Here is a 12,833-nt window from a genome sequence, read left to right on the forward strand (position 1 = left end):
ATGACCGATCGTTCAATGACGGAATCCGCGTTAGCGGCACGTTGGGATGGCTGGCTGACGTGCCCGCAAGAGCACCTTCAGGCTCGAATGCGGAATGAGTTAATCGGGATGCCGATAAGCGAGGAAACGCTGGCGGCAATGTTAGCCTTCGTTCATGAGTACCGGCTCAACGGCGTCAACTGGCGTGCTCAGGGCATACGCGGAGACGAAGTTCAGGCGTCGCTACAGGATCTTCAACACGACGCGCCGCCCTACTTTGCGCTATTTTGCGAGAAAATCGCTCTTGCTGAAAAATACAAATGGGTCGGCGGCAGCGTGGATGCGGACGTTCTGGCCGCACAAACCCGCTATCAGAAGTTTGCCATCGTCTCCACGCCCAGAGCGGGCACCCACCTGCTCCGCACGCTGTTAGGTTCCCACCCGAATATTGAAATGCACGGTGAAGCCTTCAACCGCTTTGGTCAACATTTGCTGCCCTATTCCGTTAAAGACACCACGATAGAGACGATCCTGCATCGCCACCTGTTCAGACCCTATTTTGAATACGTCGAAGCGGTCGGTTTTGTGCTGTTTCGGGATCTTGATAGCCAGTGGGGGGATGCCTCCATCTGGCCCGCCTTACAGGCGATCCCCGACCTGAAACTGATCCTGTTGGAAAGACGAAGCCGGCTACAGCAATTTGTGTCGTTGAAGAAAAGCCTGCGCGATCGCATCTGGTACGTCGGCAAGCATGATAGCCGCCCAATTTCGCACGAAAAAATGGCGGTGCCGGTCGATGAACTAACGGCATTCATCGATAGCAATCTGGAAAATCAGGCCGCGTTTTATCAGGCTTTTCAGCACCATGACATCCTCACCCTTGATTACGAAGAGGTGATGTCCGCACCCGATATCGTTGCCAGCACGGTGCTGTCCTTTCTGGGAATTTCCGATTTCAGGCTCTGTGCCGGCACAGGAAAAAAAGAGACCCGAACGATTGATTCGATCGTGAGTAACGTTGACGACATCAGAACCACGCTGACAGGGACACAATATGAATCCTACCTCTAACCCATACTGGCCGCCTTACACCGCTCTCGCGGAGAAAGACGAACGTCCGCTGATTCAGCGTGGCGAAGGGGTTTATCTTTATGATGAACGTGGCCAACGCTACTTTGACGGCATGTCCGGCTGTTATAACCACTGTCTGGGGCACTCTCACCCTGAATTCATTTCCGCCCTGCAACAGCAATTATCCACGCTGATTCATGCCTGCAATATCTATTCAAACACCCAACTCCCCGGCGAGCTGGCCGAAAAACTCGCCGCTAAGCTACTCGGTACAGGCTTGAGCAAGACGTTCATCGTTGGGAGCGGCAGCGAAGGCGTTGAAAGCGCACTAAAAATGGCCTGGCAATATCAGGTCAACCGTTCTCGTCCAGCGCGAACGAAAATCGTGGCGATTAGCGGCGCCTACCACGGCTGTACGCTCGGTGCGATGATGGCAACAAGACGCCCCTTTATCAACGAGGGCATTTTACCGTCTCTGCTCGCCAGCAATACGATCACAATGCCCTCACCTGAACACCTCAGCGATATCAGTGCCTGGGAAACGCTGCTGGCAGAACAGGAATCGACTATCGCCGCAGTCATTATTGAACCGATTATGGCAATGGAAGGCACACGACTGCTGCCTGATGGCTTCCTGCAACAGCTCTCGCTGCTGACCAAAAAGCACGACATTCCGCTGATCTGTGACGAAGTTTACTGCGGCGTTGGCCGCGCAGGGACGTTCTGTGAATCGGTCTCACAAGGCGCACAGCCTGATATTGTCATTTTCAGCAAGTGTCTAGGGGGTGGCGTTCCCATTACCGCCGTGCTTGCCACTGAAGCCATTACCGACAGCTTCACAGGGCAAACGCCGCCGTTTTTCCGCCACGGCCACACGCAATCCGGCAACCTGCTGGGCTGCCGCGCGGCGCTGTTTGTCATGGATTATCTGGATGCACATCACCTCTACGATGCGGTCACGGCAAAAGGCAGGACGATCCTCCAGCTAACCAAACAACATCTTCCGCCAACCGAGGGGCTGATCAGCGTGCAAGGCAAAGGGCTGATGCTATCAATGACGTTTTCGTCCCTCGAACAGTGTGGCCGTGCGCAGGCGGCGATACGGCAGCATGGCGTCATCGTTGGTGCAGCAGGCCCGTACTTAAAACTGGCCCCGGCCTTCACGATTTCAGCCAATGAGACAGAGGAACTGATTCAACGCATGACTACGGCACTGGGAAGCCTCTGATGGGCGTTAACCGCCACTATCCGTCAGGTGTGATTAACCCCCCATCAGATGTCATTAACAACAGGGAGTGAAAATATGTCCGACTATTTTGATCTTGAACGCATCATCCACGGCAAGCGACATGAAACCCCTTTCCAGTGGGGAGAATTAACTCAGATATGGCGTAACCGTGATATCGCGTCAACGCTTGCGCACGAGTTCCCGACCGACGGGTTTAACTATCGTGAACGTAATGGCGGTTACTTTTATCGTCGCACCCTTATTCCTTTAGCCTCCGGCAAAGTAAGCGACACCACGACGCTGTCCGACGCCTGGCAGGGAATGTGCAACGAGTTGGTTTCTGACGACTTTACTGCCGCCCTGTCCGCCTTCTGCGGGGCCGATCTTTCCGAATTCAAAATGGAAGCGGTAGCCTTTCGCGGCGGCCGGGACACACACTACCTCCCCCATGTCGACGCGTCGCTGACACGCGGATTTCGCATGATTATCTATTTCAACGACGAATGGGAAGAAAGCTGGGGCGGTGCCTTTCAGATTCTCAACCCTGAGAATCATGCTGACGTCTGCCATTCCGTCCTCCCGCTCATGGGCAACGCCAGCGTTATCATCCGCAACGGGTATTATGAAACCTGGCATGCGGTCGTGCCGTTAACTGGCGTTTCCGTCAAAACACGCAATGCGCTGAATATCACCTATTACGAACCCAGCACGACGAGTACGGCGCAGTGAAGAAGCTTATTTTTCTCTACGGGCCGCCTGCGGTGGGGAAACTCACGATCGGTCGCCTGCTGGCGGAGAAAATGGGGGCAACGCTATTTCATAATCATCTGACGTATGATTTAGCGATGGCGGTGCTCCCGCCTGACAGTGCATTTAGCACACTCAGGCGCTTCGCCTGTGAGCTAAGACTCTATGCCATTTCGCTGCTTTTTGCAGAAGATGAGCGCGATCTGATCACGACCTTCTGCTATGAGGGAAGTAAAGACGACGGGTACATTGAGGCGATAAAGACACAATGCGCGGAACATGGCGTTACGCCATTTTTCGTTCAGCTCTGTAGCGACGAAGCACACCTGTTAAATCGGGTGGAAAACGCTGACCGACACCAGTTCGGTAAGGTAAATTCGCAGGATAAGCTCAAAGCCATTCTGAAGAATTACGACTACGCCGACACGATTGATGCAGCCCATCATCGTTCGCTACACACCTCTGCGCTGGCACCTTATGAAGCCGCAGAACAGCTCATCGACTGGTTTTATTCATAGTGAAGCAACAAAAAGCCCGTTGCCCCTGCTCAGGGGCAACGGATCTAGCACTAGTCTCGAATCTTGCGGTACACCCACAGCACGACAATCGCGCCGACAATCGCCACCACAAAGCTGCCGAAGTTAAAGCCATCGACCCGGCCGAATCCAAAGAAAACGCTGATATAACCACCCACGACCGCACCGACAATCCCGAGCAACACCGTCAGGATAAAACCGCCGCCGTCTTTACCGGGCATAATCCACTTAGCCAGAATCCCCGCAATCAAGCCAAAAATAATCCAGGACAGAATACCCATAACCACCTCACCTTTATTTCATCATACCCATATAAACGCCAATCCTTGACAGATAAGACGCGAATCCAAGTATAGACAAGGATTCTATCAACGTGCGCCAGACGGTGAATAAAAATGCTGGCACCTCATACCTATCTCATTCATCCAGCAAAATAATATCCACACCGTTACTGACAATGGGCTTGCATAAAATTTTGTAGCCATCGCTATCAAAATTTGCCGCAACGCGTTTTAGCGCTGCGACCTCTGATAATCGTGCAACCGTTCCCAAATAAAACCAGTTATGAATAATGTGATAATCCGTCTTTCCCTGACGACTTTCTTTGATAGCGATACGGCCTGGGTAAGGCCAGCAGCTCAACTTCATCGCTTCAAGCCGGATTGACAGCCGGCGTTGATGTTCCGAAATGGACTCTGTGCCACAGCAGGCACCGATGCATTTTTTCAATGCATGGCGAAAACAGGCTCTGCCCGCGGGCAGATGCTCAAAACCCAGAACCCCCAGGCACAGTTTTTCTTCATCAGCGATCGTTTTCAATGCATTCACCGCCGCAAGGCGGTGGCTGAACAACCCATAAAGGCAGGATGTCGTGGAGAAATCGACATTTTTGGCGTAGACCACCTCAATAAACCTTCCATCAAAATGGAACGAGCACAATTGACGTGAACGCCGTAGCCGCTTGTTAAAAAGCGGCACCTGCTGCTTAATCATCTGCGCTTCCAATAACAGCGCACCGATTTCCCCCGCCGTTTCAATAAATGTAATGCGGCGGGTCTGCCTCAGCAGCTTTGCTTCTTTACGTGTACGCATATGCGACAACACCCGAGCACGGATGTTGATACTTTTGCCGATATACAGCGGCAGCGTTTCGCTGTCACCGTGAAAAACATACACTCCCGGAGCCGTAGGCAGCCCATCCAATTCAGTACGCAGATGTTCTGGATATTGATAAATATCAGGTATTTTCTCAGGCAATATCATGATTTAACGACCTTCAAATCTTCCGCTCGCGTAGTATAAGCGGGCGAAAGCCGCTCTCGTTTCATTGACCAGTTGGGGTTAATTCCCTGACCCGCAAACCAAATTTTCCCCTTGCCAGACTGATTAATGCGATCGATAGCCGCCATTAAACTGGCGCTATTTGCATGGGGTTTACGCGCGTCAAACATATCCAGTTGTGCCACACCGTGCTGATAGAAATCGGACAACACTACTCCGGCTTTACAGTAACGGTATCCCTGTTTCCAGATGCAGTTCAGTGCTTCAATCGCTAGCGCAATAATGTCTCGCGTATCGTGAGTCGGGACGTGTGTCACGCGGGTAGCCTGCTCGCCATAATAGTCCCCCCGTGGGACATGGGGGCTGGTACGGATAAACACCGAAACCTGACAGCAATACTGCTTCTCATGGCGTAATTTCTCTGCCGCGCGCTCGGCATAACGGCACACAGCCTGATGCAGGTGAGCATACTCGGTAATCCGCGAGCTGAATGAACGGGAACACAGTATTTGCTGCTTGGCCGTCGAGGGTTCTTCCACTTCCAGACAGGATTGTCCGCGCAATTCGCGTACCGTTCTTTCTACAACAACGCTAAAATTTCGCCGAATATAGGCGAGATCGCTGCGAGCCAGCGCCAAGGCACTCTCGATGCCCATTGATTCCAGTCTGCGCGCCAGTCGCCGCCCGATCCCCCAAACATCACCAACGGGCGTAATTGCCAGCAGTTTCTCCTGACGGATCGGGCTGGACAAATCTACCACGCCCTGTGTTTTATGCCAGATTTTGGCCGCATGGTTAGCCAACTTGGCCAGCGTTTTGGTCGGCGCAATACCGACACCGACAGTCAAATGCGCTTCGCGCTTTATTCTTTCTTTGACCTGATGGCCAAAACACGCCAGCGACGTGCAGCGATCCACGCCGGACAAATTCAAAAATGCTTCATCAATACTGTAGATTTCCACCGCAGGTGCCATCTCTTCTAAAATACTCATGACCCGAGCCGACATGTCAGCGTACAGCGCGTAATTGGAGGAGAAAACGGCGATGTCGTGTTTTTGAATGAGCTCACCGAGCTGAAATAACGGAGCGGCCATCTTTACTCCCAGCCGTTTTGCTTCATGAGAGCGAGCAATGACACAGCCGTCATTGTTGCTAAGCACAATAACTGGCTTGTCTGCTAAATCAGGGCGAAAAATTTTTTCACAGCTAGCATAAAACGTGTTCACATCCACCAAGGCGTACATCAGCGTGTCGCATGTATGACATAAGTCACGACACCAAAAATATCAAGACTGTCGCACTCATTAATCGGAATCGGGGCATAGACAACATTCATAGGAACCAATGCGCGGGTCGGTGTCAGTTGCAATTGCTTGATAGTGAACTCGCCGTCGAGCGCAGCAATAATGATATCGCCATGACGCGCCTGTAATGCGCTATCAACCACCACCAGATCGCCATCATGAATCCCCCCATCCACCATGGACTGACCGGACACGCGAACGAAGTAGGTTGCTGAGGGATGGCGAACGCACAGCGTATTGAGGTCGATGCGCTGTTCAACATAATCATTCGCCGGACTGGGAAACCCGGCGGGCACCGTATCGGCATAAAGATTTAATTCCTGCTTATCGGGACAGGATTCGGGAAGATATCGTTTCATCGCTCAGCAAGGTAACTGTATTTTTATACAGTATAGAAAGCGACGTTTGACAATGCAATGCGCAACATTCCCTGACCGACCTGGATCGCCAGCCTTTCATCTTGGGTAAAAAAGCCGCCCCATATCACATCAGTGACTTACGCATTACACAAGGTGGCATAAAAATATTCCGTTACTCCTTGGCATACAAATACACCGACGCCCTTGATACGCCGAGGTGCTGGGCGATGGTTTCCATCGATTTTTTGACTTCCAGCAGGCCGTTGTCTTTCAGTTCCTGAAGCAGGATTTTTCTGTCCTGCGCTTTTAGCGCTCGTGGCGTAGTGGCAAGCCGGGCGGCGAAGTGATCGATGTGCTGTCTGATCGCCGCTGCGCCGTTTGGCTCCAGATGCTCCGTTACGGAGTCCGAAGCGAGTTGAGTGAACTGCGCCAGCGCATTTTGCATGCCGCGAAATAGCGTCATGTCAACGTTCAGGCACAGTGCGGCGACGTATTCGCCTTGCGCATTTTTGATGCCAACCGAGGTGCTTTTTACCGGGCGTCCGTCAGCAAACTGGTTGGCGTAGTTCGCTAAAATGTTAGGAAATTCGGGCGAGGCGATGCGGGCAAGGCCCAGTTCCGTCGCGGGTGCGCCCACCTCTCTGCCAGAGAGGTTATTGTGAATGGAAAGTATAGCGTGGTCCGGGTTTTTAAGATCGTGCACAACCACCTCACAGAATGGCGCGAACGTTTCGCTTAACCCTTTGGCTATCGCATCTAACTGCGTCAGCAGCAGACCTTCTCCAGATGCAGACATATTCCTCTCCCATTCCTCTACCCATGCTTGCGCAAGCGCGTTTTCTGGCGCTGAGTGTACTGTAAGTACACCTGATTTAGTATCACACGCGGTGTCGTCAGCGGTCGCTCCTGATTCCGTGATACGTACTCGTTCCGATGTTTTTCAGCGGCACGCGATGCACCTCACGTCGACCGAGAAGTTAAAGATAAATCACATTAGACAATTTATCTAATTTTATATATTTTGTTTATAAGGTATTCGACAGCATCGGACCAACGGTTCCGGTGTTCATAATCACTAACATCGGATTATCCAGCTATGAGCGACTTACGCTTCCCCACTTTCGACGATGTGGTAGCCGCAGCAGAACGTATTGATGGCTATGCCAATAAAACGCCGGTGATGACGTCGCGCACGGTCAATGACACGTTCGGCGCAGAGGTTTTCTTCAAGTGTGAAAACTTCCAGCGCATGGGCGCATTTAAGTTTCGCGGTGCCATGAATGCGCTGTTGCAGTTCTCTGACGAGCAGAAAGCCGCTGGCGTCGTCACCTTTTCTTCTGGCAACCATGCGCAGGCGATTGCCCTGTCTGCCAAATTACTCGGCATTCCGGCAACGATTATCATGCCGCACGATGCCCCGGCAGCAAAGGTCGCCGCAACGCGAGGCTACGGCGGGAACGTGGTGGAATACAACCGATATACCGAAGATCGTGAGCAAATCGGTAGAGATCTGGCGCAAAAGCATGGTCTGACGCTTATTCCCCCTTACGACCATCCGCACGTTATTGCCGGGCAAGGCACCGCCGCAAAAGAGTTGCTGGAAGAAACCGGTGAGTTGGATGCCCTGTTCGTCAGTCTGGGCGGCGGCGGGCTGCTAGCAGGGTCCGCACTTTCTGCCCGCCAGCTGTCCCCACACTGCAAAATTTATGGCGTCGAGCCTCTCGCGGGCAACGACGGGCAGCAATCCTTTCGCAGCGGCAACATTGTGCATATCGATACGCCCAAAACCATCGCCGATGGCGCACAGACCCAGCATCTGGGCAACTACACCTTCCCTCTGATTCGCCAGAACGTCGACGATATTCTGACCGTGACGGATGACGACCTGATTGAGGCAATGCGGTTTTACGCCGAACGCATGAAGATCGTCGTTGAGCCGACAGGGTGCCTCGGCTTTGCGGCGGCGCGTAATCTCAGGGAATCGCTACGCGGTAAACGCATCGGCATTATTATCAGCGGCGGGAACGTCGATATCAGCCGCTACGGCGCATTTCTGACCGGCAATGCCTAAGGAAAAACCATGATCTTTATTTCTGAAGCAGAATCCACGGCGCTCATCAGCCATGAGCTGGCTTATGATGCCATTCGTGAAGCCCTGCTCGCCGCCAGCGAACCGGAAGCACGTAGTTTCCCGGTGGTGCATGGGCAAGGTTCCGATCCGGTCAACACCTTCAGCATCAAGGCCTCGGCAACCCATGAACTCGCGGGACTAAAAGTCGGTTCGTTCTGGCCGGGAAACCCCGCTAACGGGCTGCCCCGCCATAATTCCCTCATTCTGCTGTTCGATCAGCAAATCGGGAAAATAGCGGTCGCGATTGAGGCCGGAAAGGTGAACGCCTTCCGTACCGCCGCCGCCAACGCCGTTGCAGCCGATTTACTGGCAAGACCCGATTCCTCGGTTCTCGCCGTGTTCGGAACCGGTCATCAGGCTCGCTATGAGTGCACCGCGCTGGCAAGAATACGGCCAATTCGTACTGTGCTGATTGTCGGACGCGATAGCAGCAAATCCGCGGAGATGGCGCAAGAATTCAAGGCAGCCGGACTGGATGCGCAAGTCAGCGATGCCGAAAGTGCGTGTCGCGCGGCGGATATCATCGTAACCGCAACGCCATCACGCGCGCCGCTTTTTAAGGCCGAGTGGGTTAACGCGGGAACACACGTTGTCAGCATGGGATCGGACGCCGTCGGCAAGCAGGAACTGCCGCCAGAGCTGTTTACCGCAGGCCGCCTGTTTTGCGATCTGCCTTCCCAGTCCCGAATGATCGGTGACTTCCAGCACGCGCCCGCCCATGTGACGCTGACCGCCATCGGCGATGTCATTAGCGCAAAAGCAGCAGGACGACAGACTCTGGATGATATCACCGTGTTTGACAGTTCCGGTTTATCCATTCAGGACTTATATATCGGCCAGCGCATTCTTGCCGCCTGGCAGCAGGCTAAACAAAGTGAAGGTGCACAATGAACAATATTGAATGGCTTAACGCGCTGGAAACGCCCTTTTTGCTGATTGATGAGTTCCGCTTTCAGCGCAATATCGACAGGCTTTATCAGCGTACGGAAAAACTGGGCAGCCGGGTTCGGCCGCATCTCAAAACGCTACGCTCGATTGAAGCCGGTCGCTATCTTCTCAAAGATGCTGCGTCACCCGCGACGGTTTCGACGCTGGCAGAAGCGGAAGCCTTTGCCGCCGCAGGTTATACCAACCTGCTCTACGCCGTGGGGATCGCCCCGCACAAGCTGCCGCGTATCGCCAACTTAATCCGTAAAGGCGTGAATATTCATATCCTGCTGGATAGTGCAGAACAGGCACGCGCGGTGACTGACTATGCACGCGCCAATGGCGTGACGTTTTCGGTCTTTATTGAGATCGACTGTGACGGGCATCGCGGCGGGATCCCACCGGAAAGCGACGCATTGCTTGAACTGGCGAAGCAGATCGACGGCAACGGCGCGACGCTCACTGGCCTGCTGGCGCACGCGGGAGAATCTTACGCCTGCCGCACGGACGAGGCGATCAGAGCGGCCGCACGCGCCGAGTGCAAAGCCATCAATACCGCCGGACAACGTGTACGAGCGCGGGGAATTGCCTGCCCTGTGCTCAGCGTCGGAGCTACGCCGACGGCGCACTTTGCCGAGGATTTAACCGGCATTACCGAAGTCAGAGCAGGCGTTTTCACCACGTTCGATCTGGTGATGAAAAACGTCGGGGTCTGTTCGCTGGATGATATCGCGCTGTCAGTCGTCAGCACTGTGATTGGGCACAACCGCGAGAAAGGCTGGGTGTTTATCGATGCGGGTTGGATGGCGCTCTCCCGCGATCGCGGCACCGCATCTCAGGCAAAAGATTACGGTTACGGGCTGGTGTGTGATCTCTATGGCAGCCCTTACAACGACCTCTGCGTGACGATCACCAATCAGGAACACGGCATTATCGCACTACCCGCCGACAGTGGACTTTCAGTCGACAATTTCCCCGTCGGCACACGGCTGCGGATACTACCTAACCACGCCTGCGCCACGGCTGCGATGCATCAACACTATCAGGTACTGAAATCGCACAGGAATGAGCAGGAAACCTGGCAACGTATTACCGGCTGGTGATGCTCGGCTGGCCGTAATCGGTCACACCGCCCGATCTGAACGCGTCGGGCGGTACTTTTCGCGTGACTCGCGATGATATCGGCGCGTCGTCACCCTATTCAGTTTAGCCTTTCGTTCCCAACGTCGGCTCGCAGTTCACCGGGAAATTCACCGAATGGGCGATATAGCAGGCATCATGCGCCAATTCGTGCAACGTGGCATATTCCTCGGAAGTAGGCTGTTTTTCGCCGCTGAATGTCACCTGTGGGCGCAACGTGACGTCCAGCATCGCCATTTTTCCTGCTGCATTCACGCCCATCGTTCCCACCGCCTGATCCTGATAGTCATCGACACAGAAGCGCTTTTTGGCCGCAATGGAAAGAAACCACAGCATATGACAGCTGGACAGCGAGGCCACCAGCGCCTCTTCAGGATCGACCGCATCTTCCAGCGAAAAAGGCAGCGGCACGACATGAGGTGATGACGAGGCACGCAGCGTAATACCACCGTCAAACTGCCACTGATGCAGTCGACTGTAGCGGTTATCAATAAAATCTTGCCCATTGCGCTGCCAGCAGATTGACGCACGGTATTCAGACATGCCCAGTTCCTTTTGTAATAACGTATTGAGGTTTCGTCCGGCGAATTACTTTGTCTCTAACGACTTCGTCTCTTTAGGCGCAGCGCGCCCGGCGTGATTCTCCAGCCCCCGCAATAGCGCTGCAAGGTTAGCATCAAGAGAAGCCAGCACCTCGGCAGGCAACACCGATAACACCTGACGTTCATTCTCGATGTGTGCCTCAACCGCGCGGTTAATCAGCTCAAGTCCCGTGCTGGTGAGTTGCACAAGCATGCTGCGCGCATCCTGTTCGTTCTGCACACGTTCGATAAATCCTCGGGTTTCAAGGCGCTTGAGTCGGTGAGTCATGGTGCCAGAGGTCACCATCAGCGCGGAAAACAGTTCCGTCGGGCTAAGGCAATGTGGCGCACCTGCACGCCGCAGCGTAGCCAGCATATCAAACTCCCAACTGCTCAGTTCAAATCGAGAGAAACAGGCTTCCAGACGCAGTTCGATGAACGCGGCACATCGTCTGAGGCGTCCAATCGGTCCCATGGGGCTGGCATCCAGATCGGGCCGCTCGCGCCGCCACTGTTCAAGGATGGCATCTACCGCATCATATTCGCGTTCGCTGGTTTGATTTTTCATTTATCTTGACTTCAAGGTAATTAATCAACACTATCATGATATCTTGAATTGAAGGTAAAGTCATGAACACTACATCCTCACCACACTATTGGCGTGACGTCATACTCACGGCGCTGGCTCCCGCGATTTGGGGGTCGACCTACATCGTGACATCAGAAATCCTGCCACCGGATCGCCCCTTCACGGCAGCGCTTATCCGCGTGCTGCCTGCAGGTCTGCTGCTGCTCTTATTCACGCGCCGCTTCCCCGCCCGGCGAGACTGGTGGCGCGTGCTCGTGCTCAGCGCCCTGAATATCGGGGTCTTTCAAGCGCTGCTGTTCGTCGCGGCTTATCGCTTGCCTGGCGGACTCGCAGCAGTCCTTGGCGCGATCCAACCGCTGCTGGTGATGGTGTTGGTTTGGGCAGTGGATCATCGCGCACCCAGACTGGCGACGCTGTGGTCGGCGATCATCGGTGTGGCGGGCATGGCTATTCTGCTGCTGTCGCCGCAGACGACATTTGAACCCGTGGGGATTGCCGCCGCGCTGCTGGGGGCGGTCTGTATGGCGACTGGCGTCTGGTTAACGCGTCGCTGGCAACTTGATTTGCCCGTGCTGCCGCTAACCGGCTGGCAGCTCTTCCTCGGCGGATTGATGTTGGCACCCGTTGCATGGATCGCTGATGCGCCGCTGCCTACTTTAACTCTGCCGCAGTGGGCCGCCTATTCCTATCTCTGTCTTGCGGGTGCCGTACTCGCTTATGGGCTTTGGTTTCGTGGCGTATCTCGCCTGCCGACGGTTGCCGTTGCCTCATTGGGGCTGTTGAGCCCGCTGACCGCCGTGGTGCTAGGCTGGGCGTTGCTTTCACAGTCTATGAGCGGTACAGCGTTTCTGGGTTTGGCCATCGTATTAGCCAGCGTCTTCGCCGTGCAATGGACGACGGCGCGAGGTAAGTAATCAACGAAGAACTGCTGATGACGAGCGTTGTTGGCGGGGAAAGATG

15 protein-coding genes are annotated in these 12,833 nt (G+C 54.2%); 8 read left to right on the forward strand and 7 right to left on the reverse strand.

What is annotated here, in order from left to right:
* From NXT09_RS04405 to NXT09_RS04420, 4 genes are all read left to right on the forward strand, one after another.
* Positions 1–1,050: a sulfotransferase family protein gene (locus tag NXT09_RS04405; RefSeq protein WP_268579007.1), complete on the forward strand. Its 1,050-nt coding sequence runs from the start codon at positions 1–3 to the stop codon at positions 1,048–1,050.
* A complete protein-coding gene (locus tag NXT09_RS04410; RefSeq protein WP_268579008.1) occupies positions 1,034–2,278 on the forward strand; it encodes an aminotransferase family protein in 1,245 nt (414 codons plus the stop codon). The genes NXT09_RS04405 and NXT09_RS04410 overlap by 17 nt, the downstream gene beginning before the upstream one ends.
* A gap of 75 nt (positions 2,279–2,353) precedes the next feature.
* Positions 2,354–3,007 carry a 2OG-Fe(II) oxygenase gene (locus tag NXT09_RS04415; RefSeq protein ID WP_268579009.1) on the forward strand — a complete coding sequence of 218 codons (654 nt, stop codon included), beginning with the start codon at positions 2,354–2,356 and terminating at the stop codon, positions 3,005–3,007.
* On the forward strand, positions 3,004–3,543 hold the full coding sequence (locus tag NXT09_RS04420) for an ATP-binding protein (RefSeq protein WP_268579010.1): 540 nt from the start codon (positions 3,004–3,006) through the stop codon (positions 3,541–3,543). The genes NXT09_RS04415 and NXT09_RS04420 overlap by 4 nt, the downstream gene beginning before the upstream one ends.
* 50 nt (positions 3,544–3,593) lie before the next feature.
* Here the strand turns inward: NXT09_RS04420 and NXT09_RS04425 are convergent, their stop codons facing one another.
* The 5 genes from NXT09_RS04425 to NXT09_RS04445 form a co-directional block, all read right to left on the reverse strand.
* Positions 3,594–3,842 carry a GlsB/YeaQ/YmgE family stress response membrane protein gene (locus tag NXT09_RS04425; RefSeq protein ID WP_005972245.1) on the reverse strand — a complete coding sequence of 83 codons (249 nt, stop codon included), beginning with the start codon at positions 3,840–3,842 and terminating at the stop codon, positions 3,594–3,596.
* Between the two features lie 136 nt (positions 3,843–3,978).
* Positions 3,979–4,824: an excinuclease Cho gene (gene cho / locus NXT09_RS04430; protein ID WP_268579011.1), complete on the reverse strand. Its 846-nt coding sequence runs from the start codon at positions 4,822–4,824 to the stop codon at positions 3,979–3,981.
* A complete protein-coding gene (gene umuC, locus NXT09_RS04435) occupies positions 4,821–6,086 on the reverse strand; it encodes a translesion error-prone DNA polymerase V subunit UmuC (RefSeq protein WP_240585475.1) in 1,266 nt (421 codons plus the stop codon). The genes cho and umuC overlap by 4 nt, the downstream gene beginning before the upstream one ends.
* Positions 6,086–6,505, reverse strand: a complete 420-nt coding sequence (gene umuD, locus NXT09_RS04440) for a translesion error-prone DNA polymerase V autoproteolytic subunit (protein WP_205555051.1) — start codon at positions 6,503–6,505, stop codon at positions 6,086–6,088. Before umuD ends, umuC begins: the two co-directional genes overlap by 1 nt.
* A gap of 172 nt (positions 6,506–6,677) precedes the next feature.
* Positions 6,678–7,301 (reverse strand): helix-turn-helix transcriptional regulator, encoded by a 624-nt coding sequence (locus NXT09_RS04445; protein WP_240585477.1) that lies wholly within the window; start codon positions 7,299–7,301, stop codon positions 6,678–6,680.
* Between the two features lie 300 nt (positions 7,302–7,601).
* On the opposite strand from NXT09_RS04445, the gene NXT09_RS04450 reads away from it, so the two are divergent.
* From NXT09_RS04450 to NXT09_RS04460, 3 genes are read left to right on the forward strand one after another with little or no spacing between them, the layout of a single operon-like run.
* Positions 7,602–8,576, forward strand: a complete 975-nt coding sequence (locus NXT09_RS04450; RefSeq protein WP_268579012.1) for a threo-3-hydroxy-L-aspartate ammonia-lyase — start codon at positions 7,602–7,604, stop codon at positions 8,574–8,576.
* Positions 8,577–8,585: 9 nt separating this feature from the next.
* Positions 8,586–9,527 (forward strand): ornithine cyclodeaminase family protein, encoded by a 942-nt coding sequence (locus NXT09_RS04455; RefSeq protein WP_268579013.1) that lies wholly within the window; start codon positions 8,586–8,588, stop codon positions 9,525–9,527.
* Positions 9,524–10,666 carry a DSD1 family PLP-dependent enzyme gene (locus tag NXT09_RS04460; RefSeq protein WP_268579014.1) on the forward strand — a complete coding sequence of 381 codons (1,143 nt, stop codon included), beginning with the start codon at positions 9,524–9,526 and terminating at the stop codon, positions 10,664–10,666. Before NXT09_RS04455 ends, NXT09_RS04460 begins: the two co-directional genes overlap by 4 nt.
* A gap of 103 nt (positions 10,667–10,769) precedes the next feature.
* Here the strand turns inward: NXT09_RS04460 and NXT09_RS04465 are convergent, their stop codons facing one another.
* Positions 10,770–11,246, reverse strand: a complete 477-nt coding sequence (locus NXT09_RS04465) for an OsmC family protein (RefSeq protein WP_268579015.1) — start codon at positions 11,244–11,246, stop codon at positions 10,770–10,772.
* 45 nt (positions 11,247–11,291) lie between these two features.
* Complete coding sequence (locus NXT09_RS04470) at positions 11,292–11,852, reverse strand: MarR family winged helix-turn-helix transcriptional regulator (protein WP_205555055.1); 561 nt, start codon at positions 11,850–11,852, stop codon at positions 11,292–11,294.
* A gap of 62 nt (positions 11,853–11,914) precedes the next feature.
* On the opposite strand from NXT09_RS04470, the gene NXT09_RS04475 reads away from it, so the two are divergent.
* Positions 11,915–12,787: an EamA family transporter gene (locus NXT09_RS04475; protein WP_268579016.1), complete on the forward strand. Its 873-nt coding sequence runs from the start codon at positions 11,915–11,917 to the stop codon at positions 12,785–12,787.
* Positions 12,788–12,833: the final 46 nt, after the last annotated feature.

The sequence above is a fragment of the Pectobacterium jejuense genome (genome assembly GCF_026800125.1).
Taxonomy (GTDB): domain Bacteria; phylum Pseudomonadota; class Gammaproteobacteria; order Enterobacterales; family Enterobacteriaceae; genus Pectobacterium; species Pectobacterium jejuense.

Bases quoted from the DNA above. Each gene is read 5' to 3' on its own strand.
- NXT09_RS04450 (WP_268579012.1), top strand. From the start codon at position 7,602: ATGAGCGACTTACGCTTCCCCACTTTCGACGATGTGGTAGCCGCAGCA.
- NXT09_RS04455 (WP_268579013.1), top strand. From the start codon at position 8,586: ATGATCTTTATTTCTGAAGCAGAATCCACGGCGCTCATCAGCCATGAG.
- NXT09_RS04425 (WP_005972245.1), bottom strand. From the start codon at position 3,842: ATGGGTATTCTGTCCTGGATTATTTTTGGCTTGATTGCGGGGATTCTG.
- umuD (WP_205555051.1), bottom strand. From the start codon at position 6,505: ATGAAACGATATCTTCCCGAATCCTGTCCCGATAAGCAGGAATTAAAT.
- NXT09_RS04405 (WP_268579007.1), top strand. From the start codon at position 1: ATGACCGATCGTTCAATGACGGAATCCGCGTTAGCGGCACGTTGGGAT.
- NXT09_RS04465 (WP_268579015.1), bottom strand. From the start codon at position 11,246: ATGTCTGAATACCGTGCGTCAATCTGCTGGCAGCGCAATGGGCAAGAT.
- NXT09_RS04460 (WP_268579014.1), top strand. From the start codon at position 9,524: ATGAACAATATTGAATGGCTTAACGCGCTGGAAACGCCCTTTTTGCTG.
- umuC (WP_240585475.1), bottom strand. From the start codon at position 6,086: ATGTACGCCTTGGTGGATGTGAACACGTTTTATGCTAGCTGTGAAAAA.
- cho (WP_268579011.1), bottom strand. From the start codon at position 4,824: ATGATATTGCCTGAGAAAATACCTGATATTTATCAATATCCAGAACAT.
- NXT09_RS04415 (WP_268579009.1), top strand. From the start codon at position 2,354: ATGTCCGACTATTTTGATCTTGAACGCATCATCCACGGCAAGCGACAT.
- NXT09_RS04475 (WP_268579016.1), top strand. From the start codon at position 11,915: ATGAACACTACATCCTCACCACACTATTGGCGTGACGTCATACTCACG.
- NXT09_RS04470 (WP_205555055.1), bottom strand. From the start codon at position 11,852: ATGAAAAATCAAACCAGCGAACGCGAATATGATGCGGTAGATGCCATC.
- NXT09_RS04445 (WP_240585477.1), bottom strand. From the start codon at position 7,301: ATGTCTGCATCTGGAGAAGGTCTGCTGCTGACGCAGTTAGATGCGATA.
- NXT09_RS04410 (WP_268579008.1), top strand. From the start codon at position 1,034: ATGAATCCTACCTCTAACCCATACTGGCCGCCTTACACCGCTCTCGCG.